Genomic DNA, 22,492 nt, shown 5'->3' with positions numbered 1-22,492 from the left:
TCGTGCCGGTCGATAGAGGGACCGGTAACGGCACCACACCGAAAGTGGTTCACAGCGAAGGGAGTTGCCGTGCCGGCGGCAGAGCAGGATGCCTCGAAGGCCAGCGATCCCGGGTTACCACTCACCGGCCCGCAGCTGGGAATATGGAACGCACAGCTGTTCGATCCGGACTCCGGGCGCTATCTGGTCGGTGAGGTCCTCGAAATCTCCGGCGACACCCCGATCGACGTCGCGGCCTTGGTCGAGGCGATCCGCCGCACGGTGGCGGAGGCGGAGAACATGCGGCTGCGTTTCCGCGACACCGCCGCCGGGCCACGGCAGTACGTCTGCGACGAACCCGCCGTACTGCAACCGATAATCGACCTGCGCGGCGCGGCCGAACCGCATTCGCTCGCCCACGAGGCGGTGGCACTGGAACGTCATCAGGCGGCGCAGCGGTGCCGCGGCATGGTGGACCGGCGGTTGTACAACTACACGCTGATCCGGCTCACCGACTCCGAGGTCTGGTGTGTGCAGCTGTACCACCACCTGATCGTCGACGGCTACAGCGCGGCGCTGCTGTCGCGCCGGGTCGCCGCGCACTACACCGCGCTGCGCAGGGGCGCGGAACCCCCCGCGGCCACCTTCGGCACCATCGCCGAACTGGTCGCCGACGAACAGAACTACCGCGACAGCGAACAATTCACCGCCGACCAGCACTACTGGCGCGAACAGCTCAGTCCCGCACCGTCGCTCGACGGCCGTGGAACCGCCCTCGGCGGCGCGGTGGAGCGCACCATCCGCGCCGAGGCGATCCTGCCGGTGGAAACGCTGGAGCGGCTGCGCACTTGCACCGAGCGCTATCGGATCACCTGGGCCGACGGCCTGATCGCCTGCTACGCCGCCTATGTCCAGCGGCTGCTGGGCAATTCCGATGTCGTGCTCTCGATGCTGATGATGGGCCGGGTCGGCCGGGTCGCGCTGAGTACCCCGGCGATGGCGGTCAATGTGCTCCCGCTGCGGCTGACCGTGCACGCCCACGACACCGTCGGCGAACTCGGCGTACGGGTCGCCGAGACACTACGGGAGATGCGCAGGCATCAGCGCTACAGCGGTGCCGATCTGGCGCGGGACCTCAGCGGTTTCGGGGCGGGTGAACTGCTGCACGGAATCGGCATGAACCTCAAGGTTTTCGATTTCGCCCTCGACTTCGACGGCGCCAAGGGGGTGCTACGGAACGTGGCCGGCGGTCCGCCGGAGGACCTGGGACTGGTAGTGACGCCGCTCCCCGACAAATCGGTGCTGCTCGGCTTCGAATGCGATGCCCGGACCAATGATCCGGAGACCGCCTACCGCCGGGTGGCGGGTCTGGTGCGGGTGATCGAGACATTCACCGAACTGGACAAGGTGGCCGTCGGAAGCCTGGAACTCATCGATCGCGACGAGCGCGCCCGCCTGCTGGCCGCGCGCAGCGGACCACCGGCCGCGGGCACCGCCGAACCGGTGCCCGTCGCGCTGGACCGGATGGTCGCGGAGTACGCCGACGCCACGGTCCTCGTCAGCGGAACACAGCGCTACACCGCCGGTGAACTCGGCGAGCAGGCGTATCGGCTGGCCCGGTACCTGCGGGACCGGGGCGTGACACCGGGCGGGCTCGTGGGTGTCGCGCTACCGCGGACCGCGGATCTCGTGGTCGCGCTGCTGGCCGTATGGCGGGCGGGCGGCACGTATCTGCCGCTGGACCCCGAATATCCGGTGCCCCGGCTCCAGACCGTGATCGACCACGCCGTCCCGGTCCTGGTGCTCACCGACAGCGCCCTGGCCGGCGCCCTCGGCGGGCCGGCAGTGGTCCTCGACAGCGACCCGGTGCGCGAGGCGTTGCGCGGTTATCCGGGCACACCGCCGACCGCGGCCGAAACCGGGACCCTCCGAGGTGATCACCCCGCCTATGTGCTCTACACCTCCGGCTCCACCGGTACGCCGAAAGGTGTGGTGATCGACCACACCGCGCTGGCGCAGCTGGTGGCCGGGCACCGGTCCGGGATCTATGCCGAGACCGTCGAACGGGCCGGGGGGCGGCGGCTTGCGGTCGCGCATACGACGTCCTTCGCCTTCGACGCGGCTCTCGACCCACTGCTGTGGTTGCTCGACGGTCATCGGATCCACCTGTACGACAGCGAGATCCGGCGTGATCCCGCGGCGCTGGTCGCGGCGTTGCGGACCGACGGAATCGAGGTGGTGGACGGGACCCCGACGCTGGCCGCCGCGCTCTTCGGACACGGGCTGGCCGAGCTGGCGCCGCGGCTGCTCGTCCTGGGTGGGGAAGCCTGCCCGCCCGATCTGTGGCAGCAGGTGCAGCGCGCCGGGATCACCGCGGTCAACCTGTACGGCCCGACCGAGGCCACCGTCGACGCCATCGGCGCGCCGGTACGCGGTCCGGACCCGCATATCGGTGTGCCGCTGCCCGGGGTGGCTGCCTATCTCCTGGACAACGGTATCCAAGCGGTGGCCGACGGACAGCCCGGTGAGTTGTACCTGGCGGGCGCGGGCATCGCGCAGGGCTATCTGGGCGCACCCGGAATCACTGCTGCGCGCTTCGTGGCCGATCCTTTCGGCCCGCCGGGGTCACGCATGTACCGCAGCGGCGATCTGGCGCGCTGGGAGCCCGGTAGCGGTTATTCCTATTCCGGCCGCGCCGATGCCCAGGTGAAGATTCGCGGGCACCGGATCGAGATCGGTGAGGTGGAGGCCGCGCTGAGCGGGCTTGCGGAGGTCGCGACGGCGGCCGCCGATATCCGGGATATCGCGGGGCGGGCGAGTCTCGTCGGTTACGTCGTGCCGGCGCGGGAAGTGCCGGATGGCGGCGGCCCCGGCGATCTCGGGGCCCGAATACGCAACCGGCTGGCCGAATCGCTGCCCGACCCGATGGTCCCGACCCGCATCGTAGTGCTCGGCGAACTGCCGTGGACGGTGAACGGCAAGGTCGACCGTGCCGCTCTACCCGATCCGGCCGAACCGGCCGGTGGACGCGCGCCGGCCACCGCGGCCGAACGCGCGGTGGCCGAGGTGGTCGCCGAATTGCTCGGCGGCGCGACCGTCGATATCGACGACGACTTCTTCGGCGCCGGAGGGGACAGCATCACCGCGGTCGGGGTCTGCACCCGGCTCCGGGAACGGGGACTGGTCATGGCCCCGCAGGACATGCTGACCCGCCGCAGTCTGGCCGATCTGGCCGCGGCGGCCGAAAGCGCCGGCCCGGCGGTTCCGGAAGCGGAGCAGCCGCCCCACGCAGCCGCCGTCTCGATAGCGCTCCCGTCGGACGACGCCGCCGAATTGACCGCCGCGTACGGGCCGATCGCCGATGTACTACCGCTTTCCCCGCTACAGGAGGGGCTGCTCTTCCACGCCCTGCGCGACGGCGAGGCCGATGTCTACACGCTCACCGCTCGTTTCGAACTGGCCGGTCCGCTGGATCCGCAGCGGCTGGGTGCGGCGTTCACGACGGTGCTCCGACGGCACCCGAACCTGGGCGCGGCGTTCCGCTACGAGCAGTTCGACCGACCGGTGCAGGTGATCCCGCGGACACCACAGGTGGCCTGGCGGGTCGAGGATCTGCGCGACCGGTCGCCTGCGGCGGCCGCGGCGGGCGCGCTGGAGCTGGAGGAGCGGGCCGGCGCGCAGACCTTCGATATCGCGGCACCGCCGCTGCTGCGGGCACTGCTCATCCGGCTCTCCGATACCGCGCACCGACTGGTGCTGACCGCCCACCATCTGCTGGCCGACGGCTGGTCGGTGCCGATCGTGCTACGCGAGATGCTCGCCCTCTACCACGGCGAGCGCTTACCCGAACCCGGCTACTACGGCAGCTATCTGGCCTGGCTCGCCGCCCGCGACAGCGCCGCGGCCGTTCGCCGCTGGGCCGAATACCTGGGTGGGCTGTCCGCGCCGAGCCTGGTCGGTACGCCCGGACCGCGGTCGGCCGCGGTGGGACTGGATGTGCCGCTCGCCCTCGAGACCGCGGCCGCGCTCGAATCGTTCGGCCGGGCCAACGGGCTGACCATGAACACCCTGCTGCAGGGTGCGTGGGGGCTGGTACTGGCCGAGCGACTCGGTCGCGACGATGTGGTCTTCGGCGCGGTGGTGTCGGGTCGGCCGAGCGAGCTGCCCGGTGTGGCGGGGATGGTCGGATTGTTCAGCAACACCGTCCCGGTCCGGCTGACGCTGGACCCAGCGCGGCCCACGGCCGTTCAGTTCGCCGAATTCCAGCAGACCACGCTCGACCTGCAGAGCCACGGTTATCTGGGCCTGGCCACGGTCGAACGGGCGGCCGGAATCGGCCGGTTGTTCGACACACTGGTGGTCTACGAGAACTTCCCGAAGACCGGTGTGCGGGGCAATGAATCGCATGAGGTCGGGGTGGCCGGTGTGACGGTGCACAGCCTCACCCACTACCCGGTGACGGTGACGGCTCTGCCCGGCGACCGGTTCCGCCTGATGCTGCACCACGACCCCGGCGCGGTGGACGCCGCGTCCGCCACCCGGATGGCGGCCCGGCTCGGTGCGGTACTGACCGCCCTGGTCGACGAACCCGGCGCCACCGCCGGTGCCGTGCTGGCGGCCACCCGTCACCCGGACACCCGCGGCCGCACCATGGCCGACTGGGGTCCGCATACCGCGCTCGATCCCGCTGCGCCCGCTATCACGGTCGACGGCGAGACGATCGCCTACCGCGAATTCGAGGCCCGCGCCAACCGGCTCGCCCGCTGGCTGGTCGCCCGCGACATCGGTCCCGAAACCGTGGTGACGGTGGCGATGCGGCGCTGCGCCGATCAGGTGATCGCGGCACATGCCATCTGCCGGGCCGGCGGGGTGTACCTGCCAGTGGATCCGGGGCAGCCCGCCGAACGCGTGGACACCATCCTCGCGGCCGCCGCGACTGCGCTGGTACTGACCACGGCCGCCGACGCCTTCGAAACCGGCCGGGCGCCCGTGGTTTCCGTCGATACGCTCGGCACCGCGGATTTCGCGGACACCGCGCTCACCGACGCCGACCGGCTCGCGCCGTTGCGGCCGGACAATGCGGCCTACCTGCTGTTCACCTCCGGCTCCACCGGTGTGCCCAAGGGCGTGACGGTCCCGCACGCGGCCATCGTGAACACCTTCGCCTGGTTGCAGGAACAGCACGGGTTCGGGGTCGGTGACACCGTGCTGTACCGGACCCCGGCGACCTTCGACGCCTCACTGCTGGAGATCTTCCTGCCGCTGCTGGTGGGCGCCCGGATCGTGGTGGCGCGCCCCAACGGTCACCGCGACCCCTATTATCAGGCACGGTTGATGGCCGAGGAACGGGTCACCGCGATCCAGATGACCTCGTCCATGCTCACCACCACGGCCGAGGAAAGCGATCTGTCCGGGTGCGGCGCGCTGCGTTGTGTGTTCACCGGCGGCGAACCGCTGCCGCCCGCGACGGCACAGCGGTTCCGGAGCGCGACCGGGGCCCGGGTGAACAACCTGTACGGCCCCACCGAGGCCGCGGTCTGCATCACCTATCACGCGACCGACGACGCCGACACCGTGACGGTCCCGATCGGCCGTCCGCCCGGTGGCGCGGGTGTGCGGGTGCTCGACGAGAGGTTGCGTCCGGTGCCGTCCGGACAGATCGGGGAGCTGTATCTGACCGGGGTCCAGCTCGCCCGCGGATATCTGCACCGCCCGGAGCAGACCGCCCGGACCTTCGTCGCCGACCCCGCAGGCAGCGGCGAACGGATGTACCGCACCGGCGATCTGGTCCGCTGGGGCGCCGCCGGCGAACTCGAGTACGTGGGCCGCACCGACAGCCAGATCAAACTGCGCGGACAGCGGATCGAACTCGGTGATATCGAGTCGGCGATCCTGCGTCGCCCCGAGATCGCCCAGGTGGCGGTGATCCTGCGCGAGGACAACCCCGGCGATCAGCGCCTGGTGGCCTATCTGCGAACCCGGGCCGGCGCCGGCCTGGACGTCGACGCGGTGCGGGCCACGGTGCGCGAAGCCCTGCCGGAGTACATGATTCCGGCGGCCTTCGTGGAACTCGACGAGATTCCGATGACCAGCAGCGACAAACTGGACCGTAAGGCGCTACCGGTTCCCGACTATCCCGTGGAACCCCCTGTCGTCGCCGTCACCGCGGTCGCGGATCCGACGCTCTCCGCCGCCGCCGGGCCGGTGCTCGAGGCCATGGCCGCGGTGCTCGGCGTGGCGGCCATCGGCCCGGACGACGATTTCTTCGCCGCGGGCGGTCATTCGCTCACCGCGGTCCGGCTGGTCGGCCGATTGCGCCGGGCGGGTCACGAGGTGGTGGTCGACGATATCTTCGAGGCGCCCACCGCGCGGGCGCTGGCGGCCCGGATAGACGGTGCCGCCCCGGTGGCAGCACCGCAGGCCGTCCCGGCTCGGGAAGCGGATCCCGCCACGCCCTCCGAGGAGATCGCCATGCTGGGCCGGCGCCTCGACCATGTGCTCGAACTGCGTCCCCGCGGCTGCGCCGAACCACTGTTCTGTGTGCATCCGGTGGGCGGCACCGCCTGGCAGTTCGCCCCGCTGGCCCGCCGGCTGCGCGCCGATCGGCCGTTGATCGGATTACAGTTGCCGGCGCTACGGGGCGCGGAATCGGGCGCCACGACCATCGACGAACTCGCCACGCGTTATCTGGCGACCATTCGCGAAATCCAGCCCAGGGGCCCCTACCACCTGCTCGGGTACTCACTCGGCGGCAATATCGTGCACGCGATCGCCGCGGCACTCGTCGAACGCGGCGCGGAGGTCGCGTTCGTGGGTCTGGTCGATTCGCATCCACTGCCGAATCTGGCGGAACAGGCCACCGAGGCACTCGCGGATCCGGACCGCCTGGCCGCCCTGCTGCCCGAACTACCCGAGGACACACCGGATCTCGCGGCGCTCGTCCGTGGCGCGGCGAGTGAGCTGCTGCGTATGGTCACCGTCTCCGGGACGCCGAGCTACGCCGGGCCGATGGCGCTGTACGCGGCCGATCCCGGTGGCGAAGACGACGCCGCGCGGGTCGCCGCCCAGCTGTCGGGCTGGCGCGCCGCCGGTGCGCGGATCACCTCGCGCCGATTGCCCTACACCCATTTCGGGATCGTCTCCGAGGACGGCTGGTCGGAGGTCGCCGCACTGCTCGACACCGAACCGGCCCTGCGGACCTGACCGTGCGCCCCGGCACCGATCACACCGCGCGTCCGCGACGCCGATCCCGGTGCGCCCCCGACATCGAGACCTCGCCGCGGCACCATCCGGTACCCCGGCGATTCGAGAAAGAAAGTAGAACACCTATGTCGCTGTTATCCCACAGTCGCTTCGCGGCCTGGCTACGCCTCGTGGTCGGTCTGTTCGTCGCGGTGGTCGCGGTCGCGGGCTGTAGCTCCGATGCCGAACCCGCCGCCGCCTCCGGGACCCGCCCGGTCCAGACCGAGAAGGGCGCCATCGAGGTTCCCGCGAATCCACAGCGGGTGGTGGTGCTCAACGGCGCGCTGGCCGGCTACCTCTACGATCTCGACGTTCCGGTGGCCGCGGCGGACCCGCGGGTGCTCGGGGTCAGCGGCCGTAATGCCGACTTCCCGAAGACCTGGGCCGATGCCGCGAAGGAGCAGGGCACCCAGATGGTGCCGGTGGGACAGGCCGTGAACGTGGAGTTCGTCGCCTCGCTGCAGCCCGACCTGATCATCGGTGGCGGCCAGGGCTTCCCGGCCAAACAGTCGGTGGACGCATACGACCAGCTCAGCGCGATCGCGCCGACGGTACTGCTGCCCGGCAATGTCACCGGCTGGCAGGATCAGCTGAAGCAGATCGCCGATGTGGTCAACCGCACCGACAAGGTCGCCGACCTGATCTCGGCCTACGACGACAAGGTGAAGCAGGTCTCCGCGGCGATCAAGGTCCCCGAACAGCAGGTCGGCTACTTCCAGTCCGCCGCCGACGGGCAGCCGAAGATGATCCTCCCGAACGCCGCGCTGCCGACGCTGCTCGCCGAGCTGGGTTTCAAGGCCGACGACCAGGTACTCGCCAAGGCCGGTAACCCCGAGCTGAACCCCTCGGCAGACTGGTTCGGTTTCAGCCCCGAACTGCTGACCAAGGTCGTGGACGCGCCCGTGGTGTTCGTCGTGCCGCTCAGCGGTGCCAAGAGCGCGGCCGATCTCGCGAAGGACCCGCTGTACGCGCAGCTGCCCGCCTTCAAGGACAAGAAGGTCTACGAACTGCCGGCCACCAGCTACCGGCCGGACTACCGCGGCGTCATGGACACCCTCGACCTGATCCAGGAGCAGTTCCAGTGAAAGCCCCCGCCGGCCTCCTCATCGATATCTCTCCGTTGCGGGAGAGCCGGCGGTTCCGCGCTGCCTTCGGCGCGCGACTGGTCTCCGTTCTCGGCATCGGCCTGCTGATGGTGGCCCTGCCGGTGCAGGTCTACGAGCTCACCGGCTCGAGTCTGCATGTCGCCGGGGTCTCCACGGCCATGGCGGTGGCGCTGTTCGTGGGCAGTCTCGGCGGCGGGGTGATCGCCGACCGGTACGACCGGCGCACCGTGATCTCGCTGTCCCGGTCGGCGGCGGGTCTGGCGTTCCTGGCGCTGGGTGTGAACGCGCTGCTGCCCGACCCGTTCCTCGCGGTGATCTACGCCGCGGCGGTGACCGACGGCCTGGCCGGTGGGATCAGCGGTTCGGCCATGATGGCGCTGGTGCCCATGCTGGTGGCGCGAGAGAAGGTCCCGGCCGCCGGCGCGCTGACCACGCTGACCTCCGACCTGGGCACCATGATCACGCCGGCGATCGCCGGGGTGCTCATCGCCCGGATCGGGGTGTCCTTCGCGTTCTTCGCCGCCGCGGCGGCGACCGTGGGCACGGTATCGCTCATCCGGGCCATCGGGGCCGCCCCGCCGCCGCCGCGCGAGATCCGAAACCCACTTGTGGAGTTGGGTCACGGTATCGCGTTCGCCGTGCGGCACAACGTTATTCGCGCGGTACTGGTGAGCGGACTGCTCGCCATGCTGGTCAGCGGACCCCTGGTACTGCTCCCGGCATTCGCCGACCGGGCCCTGGACGCGGGCCCCGCCACCCTGGGCCTGCTCTACGCCGCGCCCGGCGCGGGTGCCGTCCTGGGATCGCTGACCAGTGGCTGGATCGGCCGCACGCGGCGCAACGGACTGGTGCTGCTGGGCTCGCTGGCGCTCATGCCGCTCGGCCTGGTCATGGCTGGTATCTGGCCGCAGGCCGCGTGGAGTTTCCTCGGACTGGCCGCGTTCGGCGTCGCCCGGGCGGTCAACGGCATCCTGCGCTACGCGGTCCTGCAGCAGAACGCGCCCGAGGATATGCGCGGGCGGATGTCGGGGTTGCTCATGGTGCAGTCGGTGGCCGGTACCGCGGTCGGCTCCATGGCGGCCGGTGCGATCGGCAATCTGGTCGAACCCGGTACCGCGCTGGTCGTCTACGGGGCGGCGGTACTGGTGCTTTTCGTGTTCGCGCTGGTGCTGGTGTGGCCGCTGTACGGGCTCACCGCGCCCGCCGGCGGGCCGCCGCAACCACCGCCGCCGGCGCAGGTCCCGGTCGGCGGCAACATCGTCGAAGAGAAGGCCGCCGGGATCGTGGTCGAGGAGAAGAAGGACGGAGTGTGATGGTGGATCGCGGAGCCTACCGTGAGCGGATCGCCGAGGTGCTCGCCGGCACGCACGGCGCGAAGGTCGGTTATCCGATCGGGTTGCGGGAGCTGGAGGTGATCCGCACTGCCCCGGTGGGTTCGGGGCTGATCCGGATCACCTTCGGGGGCCCCGAACTCGACGGGTTCCACAGCTATGTGCCCGACGAGCACGTGCGCCTGGTGTTCCCGGATACCGACGGCACGCTGCGGCTGCCGATCCCCGACGGCCTGTCCCTGGATTGGCCGGCACCGCGGCCGATCTCACGGGAGTACACGGTGCGCCGCTACGACGCGGCGGCCGGAGAACTCGATATCGATTTCGCCCTGCATCCCGGCGGTCTCGCCTCGGATTGGGCGCTGACCGTGCGGCCGGGCACCCGCATCCACATCGCGGGCCCGCCCGGTGGCGTGGTGGTGCCCACCAGCTACGACAACTACCTGTTCGCCGGCGATATCACCGCCATGCCCGCGATCGCCCGCTGGCTGGAATGGCTACCGCGCGAGAAGACCGGCTGGGTGTTCGTCGAAGTGGCCGACGAGAGCCAGGAGATCGAACTGGCGGCCCCGGTCGGGGTGGAGGTCCGCTGGCTGCACCGGGGCGACGCGCGGGCCGGCACCGGCGACCTGCTGGAGAAGGCGATCCGCACGGTCACCGTCCCGGAGAGCCAGAACGTCTACGCGTGGGTCGCCGGGGAAGCCGGGCAGCTGCGGCCGATCCGCAAATGGGTGCGCGGCGAACTCGGTGTGCCGGCGAAGGATTGCCTGATCGCCGGCTATTGGAAGCACGGAGTCGCGGATTTCGACCGCGAGGAATGAGGAGGACAGAGATGACGAACGAGCCGACCGCGGTGGCCGACCGCGACCACTTCATCCGCGATGTGGCCGATCTGCTGGGCGTGGCGCCGGAGGAACTGTCCACCGACACCAATCTGCTCGACGCCGGACTGGATTCGGTGCGCATCATGGAACTGGTGGAGAAATGGCGGTCGGAGGGGCACGAGACCGTCGACCCGCTGATGCTGGCCGGTGACCCCGTTCTGGAGTCCTGGCTGGAGGTGCTGTGCCCGTGACCGGGCACCGCGGACCGCGCGCCCGGCGCGGTCCGCGGCATCGGGGCTCACGCGGTGCGGTGCCCCTCGGCGAGCAGTCGGCGCAGCTCGCGGCGGCTGGTCTTGCCCACTCCGGTCTCGGGGAAATCGGCGACGGTGACCACCGCGTCCGGCATCTTCCAGGCCGCGATACCGCGTTCCCGGACGAAAGTGCGCACCGTGGTCAGCGTGGGCGGCGCCTCGGGATCGAGGGGTTGCACGAAGGCGCAGATACGCTGTCCGAGTACGGGATCGGGGGTCCCGACGATCACCGCGTCCCGGATCCCGGGATGTTCGAGCAGATGGGCCTCGAGCTCTTCGGCCGACACCTTCTCGCCGCCGCGGTTGACCCAATCGCCGGCCCGGCCCTTCACGACCAGGTTCCCGTCCGGCCGCAGCGAGACGATATCGCCGGTGCGGTACCAGCCGTCCGCGGTGAAGCTGCGGGCATCGGCCTCGGGATTGTCGTAGTAGCCGCGGATCGTGTACGGGCCCTGGGTCAGCAGGTTCCCGTCGGCGCCCGGCGCGACGTCCGCGTCCGCGTCGTCGACGATCCTGATCCGATCGTAATCCGACATCGGCCGGCCCTGGGTGCCGACCACCACGTCGATCGGATCGTCGAGCCGGGTGTAGCAGACCAGTCCCTCCGCCATACCGAACACCTGCTGCAGGGTGACACCCAGCGCCGGACCGATCCGGCGGGCCAGTTCGTCCGGGCAGCGGGCGCCGCCCACCTGGACCACCTTCAGGCTGGACAGATCGGGGAGTTCGCCGCCCTTCTCCGCCCGCTCGACCCACAGCCGCGCCAGCGGCGGGACCAGGCCGGTGATGGTGACACCGAAACGCTCGATGGCCGCGAACGCCGTCGAGGGGGTCGGGTCGGGGGTCATGGCCACGGTGCCGCCCGCGTAGAGCGCGCCGAGGATGCCCGGGGAACTCATCGGGAAGTTGTGCGCGATAGGCAATGTCGCCATATAGACGGTATCGGGACCCAGTTCGGTGATCTCGGCACTGCGCCGCACGCTGTAGAGGTAGTCGTCGTGGGTGCGGGGGATGAGTTTGGGAATTCCGGTACTGCCGCCGGACAACTGCAGGAAGGCGACATCCCCGGCGTCCGGCTCGGTGAGCTCGCCGGGCTCGTCCCGGTAGTCGGCGAGGTCCGCGGCGCCCGCGGCGAATTCGTGTGCGGGATCGTCGGTGACCAGCAATACGTGCCGCAGGGTCTCGACCTCGCGCCGGACCGTCTCGGCCAGTGCGGCATGGTCGAACCGCTGATGCCGGGCGCAGGTGACCATCGCGACGGCTCCGCTCGCCGTGGCGATGGGGATCAGCTCGGCCTCCCGGTGCGCGGGCAGGCAGAACACCGGCAGAGCGCCCAGGTGGAAGAGCGCGAAGATCACTTCGACGAATTCGGCGCGGTTGGGCAGCTGGACCAGGACGCGGTCGCGCGGCCGGATGCCGAGCCGGGCGAATCCAGTGGCCAGCGACCGGGACCGGTGCTCGAGTTCGGCGTAGGTCCAGCGGTTCGCGGCGTCCACGACTGCGATCGCTTCCGGGTTCGTCGTGGCGCGCGCTGTCAGCAGGCCACCGAAAGTGTCACCGGTCCAATATTTTTCGGTGCGATACCGGTCGGCCAGGTCCGGCGGCCACGGTGTGAAACCGGGGAGGGCGGGCGATGGCATGGAGCACCTCTTTCCGATCAGCGATCTTGTTACACGTCACACCGGAATGCTAGCCTTACGGTGTAACTTCAGGTTAGGCTAACCTAATGGTCACGAAGCAATGGGGCGAAGGGGTAGTCGTCACCGGAGCCGCAGGGGGAATCGGTGCGGCGATCGCCGCCGAACTCGCCGGCGATTCCGCGAATATCGCTCTGTGGGACAGGGACTCCCGGGTGCACGAGGTCGCGGCCAGGCTCGGGCGGCAGCACGAGGGCACCGGCGTGACATCCGCCGAAGTCGATATCAGTGACGCCGCAGCGGTCGCCGAAGCCTTCGACAAGGAGCTCGCCGAACGTGGCACACCCCGGGTGGTCGTTCACGCCGCCGGCGCGATGATCGGCGGCTCCGCCCTGGACACCTCTCCGGAGGAGTGGCAGCGCTGTGTGGCCGTCAACGCGGGCGGCGCCGTTTACGTGGCCCAGCGCGCCGCCCGCGAAATGGTCGCCGCCGGAACCGGTTCCATCGTGGTCGTCTCCTCCAACTCCGCCACCGTCCCCCGGGTGAATCTCGCCGCCTACGGTGCCGCGAAGGCCGCGGCCACGGCGTTCACCCGCTCGCTCGCGCTTCAGGTGGCACCGCACGGGGTCCGGGTCAACCTGGTCTCCCCGGGTTCCACCGATACCCCGATGCTGCGCGGAATGTACGCCGACTCGGACGAGAACGGTCTCGGTGAGGCCGGGCGGATCAGCCTGCTCGACGGCGACCCCGAGAACTACCGGCTGGGCATCCCGTTGCGGCGGATCGCCGATCCCGCCGATATCGCCGCCGCCGTCCGCTTCCTGGTTTCCGATGCCGCGCGCCACATCACCATGCACGACCTGCGGGTCGACGGCGGCGCAACGCTGGATATGTGACACGAGAGGATGATCACCATCAACGCCGAGAACTCCGCGTATCCCGCGGATCCCGCTTTTGTCCTGTCCCGGCCGCAGCGCACCGTGACCGCGTCTGCCGGAGGGCGTGTCTTCCACAGTCCCGCCGAAGCCGTCGCGCAGCTGCGTGCGCGCCGGGTCTCCCATATCGTCGGCGCGCTACCGTTCACCCCGGGCGCACCGGCCGCGCTGTGGGCCCCCGAAAACATCGCGGTGACCGACGGCCCGCGGACCACCCGGCCGGTCACCGCGCCCGATATCGCGGTCACCGAACATCTTCCGGAGCCGGAGGAGCACCTGCGCCGGGTGGGCGCCGCGGTGCGGCTGCTGGCCGATCCCGCCCACCCACTGCGCAAGGTCGTGCTCGCCCGGGCGCTGCGGGCCCGGGCCGGCCGGGCCGTGCGTGCCGCCGACCTGTTGGATCTCCTGGTCTCCACCGATCCAGCCGGTAACGGCTACCTGGTGAACCTGTCCGCGGCCGGTGGTCTGTTCACCGGCCGGCATCTGGTCGGTTCCAGCCCGGAGATCCTGGTGCGGCGTATCGGTACCGAGGTCACCAGCCATCCGCTCGCGGGTTCGGCCCGGCGGGTGCCGGAGAACGCGCTGGCCGATCGGATCGCCGCCGAGACATTGCTCGGTTCGGCGAAGGATCAGCACGAGCACGGTTTCGTGGTGGACCATGTGGCCGGGGTTCTGCGTGATCGGTGCACCGATGTGCGCACGCCCGCCCGCCCCGATCTCACCGAGACCCCGGCCATGTGGCATCTCGGAACCACGATCAGCGCGACCGTCCCGGTAGCCGGACCGTCGGCGCTGGAGCTGGCCGCCGCACTGCATCCGACCCCGGCCATCTGCGGTACCCCCACTGCGGCGGCCGCCCGGCTGATCGCCGAACTCGAAGGTGAACGCGGCTTCTACGCCGGCGCGGTCGGCTGGTGCGACGCCGAGGGCAACGGGGAATGGATGGTCAGCATCCGCTGCGCCGAACTCGCCGCCGACAACCGGACCCTGGTCGCCTACGCCGGTGGCGGCATCGTCGCGGAATCCGATCCCGAAGACGAACTGGCCGAGACCACCGGGAAATTGCAGCGGGTCCTCGGACCGCTGGGCGTGGCCGGCCGCCCCGCCGCGGTGCCCTGACCCACCACCTTTCGCCACTGCGCCCGGGCCCACGGCCTTCTCGAAAGGTCGCGGGCCACAAGAGATGAGGAGTTCCGGACATGGCCATGCAGCCGATCGCACCCTATGCGATGCCGCCGTTGGACGACGAGATCACCAACAGAGTGGCCTGGAGACTCGATCCCGATCGCGCCGCCCTGCTGATCCATGACATGCAGAACTATTTCCTCACTGCCTATCAGCTCGATCGCGACCCCGCCGCGACGATGATCGACAATATCGTCCGGCTCCGCGATCGGTGCCACGAGCTGGGCATACCGGTGATCTACAGTATGCAGCCGGGCGACCAGCATCCCGACCGCCGCGGCCTGCTCGCCGATTTCTGGGGCACCGGTATGTCGGACGGCCCGGATACCGAGGTCATCGCCGCGCTGACTCCCCGCGAGCAGGATATCCAGGTCACCAAATGGCGCTATTCGGCGTTCCAGCGTACCGATCTGCGCCAACTGCTCGGCTACCGTAACCGTGATCAGCTCGTGGTGACCGGCGTGTACGCCCATATGGGCTGCATGCTCAGTGCGGCCGAGGCGTTCATGAACGATATCCACCCGTTTCTGGCGCACGACGCGGTGGCCGATTTCAGTCGTGAGGAACATCTGATCGCCTCCAAGTACACCGCCCGCCGCTGCGGAATGGTGCTCGGTACCGACGAGATGCTGAGCCAGTTGCAGCCCTCGGTGGTGACTTCGGGGGCCTGATCCCAGCGGTGCGCCCGGCGCCGCCGTGCGGGCGGCGCCGGGCGTTCAGTGTGTATCGCCCAGTTCGCCTGAGCGCCGCCAGGATTCGCGTTCGGCCGCGAAGGCGGCCGCCTGCCGGGCCCGGAACGATTCGATCGACTCCGCTTCCGCGGTGAGGAACCGGCGGTGTTCCGCGAGGCGGAATTCTCCTGGGCCGGTGCGTAACTCGCCGCGCCCGGCGGCGATATCGGCACGGAGATCGAGTAGTTCCTCCGCGCTCACCGGATACCAGCGGATCCGGTCGAAGAAGCGCAGCAGCCAGGGGGTCTCGGTATCGGTGCGCCGGCTCCACACCTGGGTGGTGCGGCCGACGAACTGATATCCACCGGGGCCCTCCATGCCGTAGACGCACAGGTAGGCGCCGCCGATACCGACCGCGTTCTCCGGGGTCCAGGTCCGGGCCGGGTTGTACTTGGTGGTGATCAGCCGGTGCCGGGGGTCGGTCGGGGTGGCCAGTGGCGCACCGAGATAGACATCCCCCAATCCGAGCACCAGGTATTCGGCGGCGAACACGGTATCGAAGACATCGCCGACGGTCTCGAGTCCGTTCATCCGCCGGATGAACTCGATATTCCATGGGCACCACGGTGCGTCGGCGCGGACGCCGTGCATATAGCGGGTGATCGCCTCCCTGGTCGCGGGATCGTCCCACGACAGCGGTAGATCCACGGTGCGACTGGGTACGACCAGGTCCTCCGCGGCCGGTAGCGCGGCCTCCGCCTCGGCCAGGAGATCCAGGGCCGCACCGATACGCAGTGTGCGCGGTTCGACCCGGACCTGCAGCGATCGAACGCCCGGGGTGAGTTCGGTGATACCCCGTTCACCGCGGGCGAGCAGGTGCTCGTGCAATGCGTGGACGCGGGCCCGCAGTTCGAGATCCAGGGTCATGGCGCCGTATTCCACGAGAATTCCGTCGTCACCCGCCCTCCGGTAGGTCACCGTGGTGCCGTCGGCGGTTTCCCCGTGCCGCAGGATTCCGTCGTCGCCGTCGCCGCCGGTGGACAGCACGATCGGCCAGCCCGCCCGGCGCGCGGGGCCCAGTTCGGCCGGTGACGCGGCCCGCTCCGCGCGCACCGGGACGAAACGTACCCGGTCACCCGGGCACAGCTGACCGAGCTTCCACAGGTCGGCGGCGGTCACGGTCACCGGGCAGACGAAGCCACCGAGGCTCGGCCCGTCGGGGCCGAGCAGGATTGGGGTGTCCCCGGTGAAATCCAGCGCGCCCACGCTGTAGGCGGTGTCGTGGATATTCGACGGATGCAGTCCGGCCTCGCCACCGTCGGGGCGAGCCCAGCGGGGTCTGGGACCGACGAGCCGGACGCCGGTGCGGTCGGAGTTGAAATGCACCTCGTAGACACCGGCCAGCAGCGTATCGATATCGGCGCGGGTGAAGAACTCGGGTGCCCCGTGCGGCCCCTCGGTGACGGCCAGTTCCCAGTCGTGGGTCAGCACGGGTTGCTCACCGCCGGGTACGGCCCCGGTCGGCGGGCCCGGTGCGGCGCCGATCGGGACAACATCGGCGGCGGCCAGTGCGCGCCCGGCCACGCCACCGAAGCGGCCGAGAGTGAACGTGGCGGCGCTCCCGAGGTACCCGGGGAGCGCCAGTCCGCCGGATACCAGCACGTAGCAGCGCATGCCCGGGCCACGGATCGTTCCGATATCGAGCACCTCTCCGGCGGGCACCAACACCGGCCGCCACAGCGGTACGGGTCGCCCGGCGACCGTCACGGTGACAGGGGCGCCGGTGACGCACACCCAGGCCGCCTCGCAGAACCGTAGCGCCGGGCCGGCCATGGTGCATTCCAGTCCGGCCGCGCCCTCGGGGTTGCCCAGCGCGCGGTTGCCGAGGCGGAACGACAGATCGTCCATCGGGCCCGACGGCGGTACGCCGACGTGCCAGTAGCCGGTCCGGCCCGGCCAGTCCTGCACCGTGGTGAGCAGGCCCGGGCGTTCGACCACCGCGCGGCGGCTCGCGGCGACCGCGGCGGGTGCCGGGGCGAGCGTCACCGGCGCGGTCACCGGGTCACCACCATGCGTACGGGGGTCGGATCGAAGCCGTTGCAGGGGTTGTTGATCTGGGGACAGTTGGAAACCAGGACCAGGGTGTCGATCTCGGCACGCAGTGACACTGTCTTGCCCGGTGCGGACCGGCCGTCGACGATACCGAGGGTGCCGTCCGCCTCCACCGGTACGTTCATGAACCAGTTGATGTTGGACACCAGATCTCGTTTGCCCATACCCCATTTCGCCGCCTCGGCCAGGAAATTCTCCACGCAGGCGTGCTGGTGGCGGGTGTGGTGGCCGTAGCGCAGCGTATTGGACTCCTGCGAGCAGGCTCCGGCGATGGTGTCGTGATTGCCGACCTCGTCGACGATCACGGTCATCAGTGCCGTGCCCGCGTCGGTACGCAGCACACTGCCGGTGGTGAGGAAGATATTGCGCTGCGCGGTGACCGTGGCCTGGGCGCTGTAGCGGTCGGTGTGGTCGTCCGCGGCGTACAGCAGGCAGTCGACGGCCTGGTTGCCGTGCAGATCGATGATGTCGAGTCGGTGCCCGGCCCGCACGACCGCCGACCACGGTGCGCAGGCCGGAACCACTGCGTCGAGTACGACGGTCGCTGCCGGAGTCGCGGTGTTCATATCCACTCCTGTCGGGTGCGGGCGGCCGACCAGGCCTGTTCGGTGTTCTGGACGGCGCGCAGGTATTCGGGGTCGCGGTTCGCGCCGGCCGCGACGGCGGGATCGCCCGGCCAGGCGACCAGGTCGAGTTCGGTGACCGGGGTGTCGTCGAGGGGGTGCGGGGTAGCGGCGATCAGGACGGTCACCGGCAGATGGACGATCAGATCGAGGTAGGCGCCGGCACCGGCCGAGCCGATAGCGGTGAGGGTGCCGTCACCGTCCACCCGCACACCGCGGAAGAACGCGAGGGTGGGACCGATATCGCGCGGGGACAGTCCGTGTTTCGCGGCCGCGCGCTCCAGGAGCATCCGGCCCGCACGGGTGGGTCCGCAGAGTGCGTCGTGGCGGCCCGAGGTGTCGGCGACCACGGTGGCCAGCACGCGGCCTTGATCGGACAGCAGCGGGTGTCCCGCACCGAGATAGGCCTGCCAGGGCACTTTCACGGTGTCGGCGACATTGAGACGTTCCCACGGGGCGTCCGCGCGCAGTAGGAACAGGTGCGCGCAGGACGCGCCGTGCGGATCGGCGAGCCGCAGCCGGGTGCCGCGCCCGAGCACAGTACTCGTGTAACCGCCGGGTGGTAGCCGGACGGTCCAGGTGGTCTCGTCGAGCGCGACCCCTTCGGGCAGTGCAGGCGTGGCCGCGGTCGCCGAGGCCTGGGCGCGGGCGTGTGCGCGCGCGCCGGTCGTCGAGGCGGTGGTGGGCGTCATGATCTTTCCTTGCTCGTGGGGACCGGAGGACGGGCCGGTCGTGCGGGGTCGACCGGTTCGGAAACCGGGCAGCGGGACCCGGCCGGCTCGGCCGTGGACGGCGGGTCAGCCGTGCTGGACGACGGGTTCCGGTGCGGGCAGTGGGGGAACATTCCCCGGGATCGCGGCCTTTTCCGTGGGCTCGCGCAGCCGCTGTACGGCGAGAGTGCCCAGGAAGGCCAGCAGTGAGGCCGCAAGGCCGAAGAAGGTGGGCCAGCCGTCGAAACCCGGGCCGATGAGCGAATTGTCGATATGGGCAACGGTGTTCGGGACCCCGTACATGGTGGGGGTGAGCACGAACAGGACCAGCCGGACACCCAGCCCGGCCACCATGGCCGCGACCGCGGCGGCGGTGGTGATCCGCGAGGTGAGGTGGGCCGCGACGAACGGGACGATCAGTGCGGCCAGCATCAGGTCGAACGCCAGGGTGAGCAGGATGCCGGTCTGTGGGACCTCCACCGCGAAGAAGATCGCCACCGCGACGACGGGGATCATGGTGAGCCGCACATCTCGCAACAGAGTGTCGCGTCCGGCGGCGTCGGTCCGGTCGGTGCGACCGGCGATATTGCGGGTCGCCACCGAGGCCGTGCCCAGGATGGCGCCGTTGGCCGTGGAGCACGACGCCGCCACGATCGCCGACAGCACCAGGATCGCCAGACCCGCCGGGGCGTGTTCGTCCAGCAGGGTCAGCAGGCGCGGACCTGATCCTTCGCCGACGAGATCGGTGGTGGCCAGGGCGACCAGCGCATAAGGGATACCGACCACGGCGGTTCCGGCCGCGCCTATGAAACAGGCCCGGCGGGCGATCTCGGGGGAGCGGGCCGAGAAGATACGCTGCATGAAATCGATGGCGACGATATCGCCGATCCCGAGGGCGATCAGCGTCGCCCAGTTCACCACGGCGCCTTCGGAACTGTTGCCGAGCTGCCCGAGGTCGAACGGTCCCATGCCCTCGGGGATATCGAGCCCGTAGGTCGATCCCACCCAGATGAGCAGGGCGAGCGACCCGATCACGGTGATCACCATCTGGGCGAGTGCGGTGTATGCGTCGCTGAACATGCCGCCGGTGACGGTGTAGGTCAGCACGATCGCCACGATGAGCAGGACCCCGGCGGTGTAGGGGATACCGAGAAAGCGTTCGAACAGGAAGCCGCCGGCGACGAGGTTGCCCGCCAGCAGGATGCAGAAGCTGAAGATCATCAGGATCGAGGCGCTGAATTCGACCCCGCGGCCGTATTTGATGCGATAGAAGTCCGGCAGGGTCAACAGGCCCATCCGGTTCATCGGCCGGGCGAAGAAGAGGCCGGTGAGCAGCAGGCACAGGCCTAGACCCAGCGGTAGTGAAGCCCCGGCCCAGAAGCCGACCGAACCGGCCAGGTCGGTGTTGCCGAGGGTGGCGTTGGAGTCGACCGCCTGGCCCATCAGGCCCGCCGCGACCAGTGGCAGGCCCAGTGATCGGCCGGCGACGAGGAAGTTGACGCTGTCACCGTCGACCTTGCGGGCGACCAGCAGGCCGATGCCGATTACCGCGAGCACACTGATCGCGATTCCGAGAATGATCATGGCCGGGGCCCTTCATCCGACACGAATATCTGTCGGTTGAAAGGTTCCTCGCGTCCCGCGACATGGTGGTGACGGCGATGTATCCGTATCGGGGCCGGGAGTAACGTCTGCGTTGCCGATATTTCTATCGAATGACAGAAATCTCCCCGCGGCGTGAATCGCCCGGTCGACGACAATGGAGTCATGACCCAACTCGGTCCGGGCCGCCCGCGTCTCGCGCCGCGCCGCCGCCAGGGGCAGACACCGCGCGCCGAAATTCTCGACGCCGCAGCCGAACTGTTCACCACCCAGGGGTACGGAAGCACCTCGACCCGGGCCATCGCCGAGGCGGTCGGTATCCGCCAGGCTTCGCTGTACCACCACTTCGCGGCCAAGGACGATATCCTCGACGCCCTGCTCGGCGAAACCATCGCGGGGGCGGCCGAACTCGCGATGCGCCTGGAGCGGCGCCCGGAGCCGGCCGCGGTCCGGCTGTACGCGCTGGCGCGATTCGATATCTGCCAGCTGTGCGACGCGCGCTGGAATATCGGCGCGCTGTACTTCCTGCCGGAGTTGGGCGGGCAGCGGTTCGCGCGGTTCCGGGCGCGTCGTGACACTCTGCGCACGAGCTATGAACGGCTGGCCGCGCGAGTGGTGTCCGAGCTCGGCGGCAGCGGAGTGGCCCAGGCGCGGACCCTCCCGTTCCGGTTGGTGGAGACGGTGATCAATATTCGCTCGGATGCCGGCGCGGTGCCCGAAGAGGCGCGGCAGGCGATCGCCACCGCGGTACTGCGGGTGCTCGGTTGGACCGGTGATCCCGCCGAGGTCCGGCGGGCGGCCGGAGTTCTCGTTCAGGAGCTGCAGGTGTGAGCCGTCCATGACCGGCCCTTCACGCGACCGCAAACTAGAACGTGTTGTAATTCTGGGACAGGGGTCCGCGTGAGAGGAGCCGATGGGCGTGTTCGCGTTCTTCACCAGGGAGGGTGAGCAGTACCTGCCCACCCGTATTGCCATGTCCAGCTGGAGCCCGACCCAGGTGAGCGGGCCGGCGATCTGCGGGCTGCTGGCGCGGGAACTGGAAACGCGATCCCCGGGCGAGGAGTTCGTCCCCGCCCGGGTGACGGTGGACCTGTTCCGCCCGGTCGTCGACGAGCCGGCCACGCTGCGCAGTGTGGTGGTCCGGGAGGGTAAACGCATCTGTGTCGCGGACGCCGAACTGCTGCAGCGCGAGGAGGTGCGGTCGCGGGCGAGCGTGGTCTACCTGCGCACCGGCGAGATACCCGGCGGTGACCTGTGGCAACCACCCCACGATTTCCCGGTGCCCGAGACCCCCGATGCCTCGGAGGCGGGCGCGCACCCGCTGTTCAAAAGCGGTGACGGCGCCTGGACCCACGATTTCGCGGCCACCCAGAACGCCGAGCGCAAGGCGATCTGGCAGAACATGCTGCCGGTGGTCGCGGGTGAGCCGGTGACGCCGTTGCAGCGGGCGGGGATGGCCGGTGACGCCGCGAGCCTCATGTGCAATTGGGGCACTGAAGGAATCGGTTATATCAACTCCGACGTCACACTGACACTTGCCCGGGTTCCGTCCGGTCCGGGTATCGGGGTGCTGGCGCAGGATCAGGTGGCCTATGCGGGTGTCGCGGTCGGTACCACTACCCTCTACGACCGCAGCGGCCCGCTGGGGACGGCCGTGGTGACCGCGTTGTCCAATGTGCGCCGCCAGGTCGATATGCGGCGCTATTGATGTCCCGCTCGTCTACGCTCGCGGCTCGGTGCGGGAGGGCCGCGGCCAGGGTCGCGCCTCACGGGCCTCGAGGTCGGTGTTGAACCGTTTCAGGTAGGCGGCGAAGGTCTGTACGTCCTCACTGCTCCAGCCGCGCAGAAGCCGGTCGAGTGCGTTGATGTTGTAGTCGCGGTCGGCCAGGACCCGGCGTTCGCCCTCGTCGGTGATCCGGAACTTCCGCGCCAGACCGCCCTCGGGATCGGGAATGCGCTCGACCAGTCCGGCCTTCAGCATGGCGGCGGTCTGCCGGTGCACGGTCGAAGTGTCCAGGCCGAAGGCCTCGCTGAGTTCGCCGATGGACATGGGACCCTCGATCCGTAACCGGCGCAGCACCAGATAGGCGCTGCGCTCGAGGTGGTCCGGGCGGCGCAGATGGGCATTGAGGCTGTGCCGGCCCAGGAGCATGGTCTCGAATTCGATCAGATGCGTGGGTTTGTCCATGGCGGGTGTCCTGCTCGTACTCGGATGCCGTGGCGG

General features: G+C 69.8%; 16 protein-coding genes. 10 read left to right on the top strand and 6 right to left on the bottom strand.

What is annotated here, in order from left to right:
• Positions 1–69 precede the first annotated feature (69 nt).
• The 5 genes from NS4_RS13610 to NS4_RS13590 all read left to right on the top strand — a co-directional run bounded on the left by NS4_RS13610 (position 70) and on the right by NS4_RS13590 (position 10,733).
• Positions 70–7,182, top strand: a complete 7,113-nt coding sequence (locus tag NS4_RS13610) for a non-ribosomal peptide synthetase (RefSeq protein WP_063059876.1) — start codon at positions 70–72, stop codon at positions 7,180–7,182.
• A gap of 125 nt (positions 7,183–7,307) precedes the next feature.
• Positions 7,308–8,306: an ABC transporter substrate-binding protein gene (locus NS4_RS13605; protein WP_063059875.1), complete on the top strand. Its 999-nt coding sequence runs from the start codon at positions 7,308–7,310 to the stop codon at positions 8,304–8,306.
• Positions 8,303–9,640: an enterobactin transporter EntS gene (entS, locus tag NS4_RS13600; protein WP_084487194.1), complete on the top strand. Its 1,338-nt coding sequence runs from the start codon at positions 8,303–8,305 to the stop codon at positions 9,638–9,640. The genes NS4_RS13605 and entS overlap by 4 nt, the downstream gene beginning before the upstream one ends.
• Complete coding sequence (locus NS4_RS13595; RefSeq protein ID WP_063059874.1) at positions 9,640–10,479, top strand: siderophore-interacting protein; 840 nt, start codon at positions 9,640–9,642, stop codon at positions 10,477–10,479. Before entS ends, NS4_RS13595 begins: the two co-directional genes overlap by 1 nt.
• An 11-nt stretch (positions 10,480–10,490) precedes the next feature.
• Positions 10,491–10,733, top strand: coding sequence for a phosphopantetheine-binding protein (locus NS4_RS13590; protein ID WP_063059873.1), 243 nt, complete (start codon positions 10,491–10,493; stop codon positions 10,731–10,733).
• Between the two features lie 47 nt (positions 10,734–10,780).
• On the opposite strand, the gene NS4_RS13585 is transcribed toward NS4_RS13590, so the two are convergent.
• Positions 10,781–12,433, bottom strand: a complete 1,653-nt coding sequence (locus NS4_RS13585; protein WP_063059872.1) for a (2,3-dihydroxybenzoyl)adenylate synthase — start codon at positions 12,431–12,433, stop codon at positions 10,781–10,783.
• A gap of 86 nt (positions 12,434–12,519) precedes the next feature.
• Between NS4_RS13585 and NS4_RS13580 the strand changes: the two genes are divergently transcribed.
• The 3 genes from NS4_RS13580 to NS4_RS13570 all read left to right on the top strand — a co-directional run bounded on the left by NS4_RS13580 (position 12,520) and on the right by NS4_RS13570 (position 15,221).
• A complete protein-coding gene (locus tag NS4_RS13580; RefSeq protein WP_063059871.1) occupies positions 12,520–13,326 on the top strand; it encodes an SDR family oxidoreductase in 807 nt (268 codons plus the stop codon).
• A gap of 9 nt (positions 13,327–13,335) precedes the next feature.
• The gene (locus NS4_RS13575) at positions 13,336–14,484 is read left to right on the top strand and encodes an isochorismate synthase (protein ID WP_063059870.1); all 1,149 of its coding nucleotides are present in this window, start codon (positions 13,336–13,338) and stop codon (positions 14,482–14,484) included.
• 80 nt (positions 14,485–14,564) lie between these two features.
• Positions 14,565–15,221 (top strand): isochorismatase family protein, encoded by a 657-nt coding sequence (locus tag NS4_RS13570; RefSeq protein WP_063059869.1) that lies wholly within the window; start codon positions 14,565–14,567, stop codon positions 15,219–15,221.
• A gap of 45 nt (positions 15,222–15,266) precedes the next feature.
• On the opposite strand, the gene NS4_RS13565 is transcribed toward NS4_RS13570, so the two are convergent.
• The 4 genes from NS4_RS13565 to NS4_RS13550 all read right to left on the bottom strand — a co-directional run bounded on the left by NS4_RS13565 (position 15,267) and on the right by NS4_RS13550 (position 20,250).
• Positions 15,267–17,279: a 5-oxoprolinase/urea amidolyase family protein gene (locus tag NS4_RS13565; protein ID WP_439955784.1), complete on the bottom strand. Its 2,013-nt coding sequence runs from the start codon at positions 17,277–17,279 to the stop codon at positions 15,267–15,269.
• Entirely contained in the window at positions 17,276–17,899 is a 624-nt protein-coding gene (locus NS4_RS33370) for an urea amidolyase associated protein UAAP2 (RefSeq protein ID WP_063059979.1), read from the bottom strand. The genes NS4_RS13565 and NS4_RS33370 overlap by 4 nt, the downstream gene beginning before the upstream one ends.
• The gene (locus NS4_RS13555) at positions 17,896–18,648 is read right to left on the bottom strand and encodes a DUF1989 domain-containing protein (protein ID WP_063059868.1); all 753 of its coding nucleotides are present in this window, start codon (positions 18,646–18,648) and stop codon (positions 17,896–17,898) included. The genes NS4_RS33370 and NS4_RS13555 overlap by 4 nt, the downstream gene beginning before the upstream one ends.
• Positions 18,649–18,753: 105 nt before the next feature.
• A complete protein-coding gene (locus tag NS4_RS13550; protein ID WP_063059867.1) occupies positions 18,754–20,250 on the bottom strand; it encodes a high affinity choline transporter 1 in 1,497 nt (498 codons plus the stop codon).
• Positions 20,251–20,433: 183 nt separating this feature from the next.
• Between NS4_RS13550 and NS4_RS13545 the strand changes: the two genes are divergently transcribed.
• A complete protein-coding gene (locus NS4_RS13545; RefSeq protein WP_063059977.1) occupies positions 20,434–21,099 on the top strand; it encodes a helix-turn-helix domain-containing protein in 666 nt (221 codons plus the stop codon).
• Positions 21,100–21,181: 82 nt separating this feature from the next.
• Complete coding sequence (locus tag NS4_RS13540; RefSeq protein WP_157106032.1) at positions 21,182–21,976, top strand: acyl-CoA thioesterase domain-containing protein; 795 nt, start codon at positions 21,182–21,184, stop codon at positions 21,974–21,976.
• A gap of 12 nt (positions 21,977–21,988) precedes the next feature.
• Here NS4_RS13540 and NS4_RS13535 read toward each other — a convergent pair whose 3' ends face one another.
• A complete protein-coding gene (locus NS4_RS13535) occupies positions 21,989–22,456 on the bottom strand; it encodes a MarR family winged helix-turn-helix transcriptional regulator (RefSeq protein ID WP_063059865.1) in 468 nt (155 codons plus the stop codon).
• Positions 22,457–22,492 lie beyond the last annotated feature (36 nt).

It is taken from the genome of Nocardia sienata NBRC 100364, from assembly GCF_001613205.1.
Lineage (GTDB): Bacteria > Actinomycetota > Actinomycetes > Mycobacteriales > Mycobacteriaceae > Nocardia > Nocardia sienata.
This window is presented reverse-complemented; position numbering and strand designations above follow the sequence as displayed.

What these genes read in the sequence shown, in the direction of transcription:
- NS4_RS13605 (WP_063059875.1), top strand. Translation starts at nt 7,308, where the DNA reads ATGTCGCTGTTATCCCACAGTCGCTTCGCGGCCTGGCTACGCCTCGTG.
- NS4_RS13595 (WP_063059874.1), top strand. Translation starts at nt 9,640, where the DNA reads ATGGTGGATCGCGGAGCCTACCGTGAGCGGATCGCCGAGGTGCTCGCC.
- NS4_RS13590 (WP_063059873.1), top strand. Translation starts at nt 10,491, where the DNA reads ATGACGAACGAGCCGACCGCGGTGGCCGACCGCGACCACTTCATCCGC.
- NS4_RS13585 (WP_063059872.1), bottom strand. Translation starts at nt 12,433, where the DNA reads ATGCCATCGCCCGCCCTCCCCGGTTTCACACCGTGGCCGCCGGACCTG.
- NS4_RS13580 (WP_063059871.1), top strand. Translation starts at nt 12,520, where the DNA reads ATGGTCACGAAGCAATGGGGCGAAGGGGTAGTCGTCACCGGAGCCGCA.
- NS4_RS13575 (WP_063059870.1), top strand. Translation starts at nt 13,336, where the DNA reads ATGATCACCATCAACGCCGAGAACTCCGCGTATCCCGCGGATCCCGCT.
- NS4_RS13570 (WP_063059869.1), top strand. Translation starts at nt 14,565, where the DNA reads ATGGCCATGCAGCCGATCGCACCCTATGCGATGCCGCCGTTGGACGAC.
- NS4_RS33370 (WP_063059979.1), bottom strand. Translation starts at nt 17,899, where the DNA reads ATGAACACCGCGACTCCGGCAGCGACCGTCGTACTCGACGCAGTGGTT.
- NS4_RS13555 (WP_063059868.1), bottom strand. Translation starts at nt 18,648, where the DNA reads ATGACGCCCACCACCGCCTCGACGACCGGCGCGCGCGCACACGCCCGC.
- NS4_RS13550 (WP_063059867.1), bottom strand. Translation starts at nt 20,250, where the DNA reads ATGATCATTCTCGGAATCGCGATCAGTGTGCTCGCGGTAATCGGCATC.
- NS4_RS13545 (WP_063059977.1), top strand. Translation starts at nt 20,434, where the DNA reads ATGACCCAACTCGGTCCGGGCCGCCCGCGTCTCGCGCCGCGCCGCCGC.
- NS4_RS13540 (WP_157106032.1), top strand. Translation starts at nt 21,182, where the DNA reads ATGGGCGTGTTCGCGTTCTTCACCAGGGAGGGTGAGCAGTACCTGCCC.
- NS4_RS13535 (WP_063059865.1), bottom strand. Translation starts at nt 22,456, where the DNA reads ATGGACAAACCCACGCATCTGATCGAATTCGAGACCATGCTCCTGGGC.